Below are 228 nucleotides of genomic sequence, written 5' to 3'. Positions count from 1 at the left end.
CGCGGAGCCCCCGCCCGAGCCCAAGGACGAGACCGCGGCGGAACCGGGGGGCGCGGGGGGTCCGCCGGGCACTGCCGTGAACCCGGCGAACCCGGCGACCCCGGCGGCCCCGCGGGCGACCCGTCGACCCAGGCCACACGCAACGGCACCGGCCGCGGCACCGGCACCGGCCCCGCGGCTCTCGGCGTCACGCTGTCCGCTGACCGCTGACCGCTGACAGATAACCGC

The 228-nt window shown here is 79.8% G+C and carries 1 pseudogene; it reads left to right on the top strand.

What is annotated here, in order from left to right:
- Positions 1-210: pseudogene (locus tag KVT44_RS57670) on the top strand (S1 family peptidase); the annotation flags it as partial.
- Between the last annotated feature and the right edge of the window lie 18 nt (positions 211-228).

Origin of the sequence: Streptomyces sp. GbtcB7 (assembly GCF_019091445.1) — a bacterium.
Taxonomy (GTDB): Bacteria; Actinomycetota; Actinomycetes; order Streptomycetales; family Streptomycetaceae; genus Streptomyces; species Streptomyces mirabilis.
This window is presented reverse-complemented; position numbering and strand designations above follow the sequence as displayed.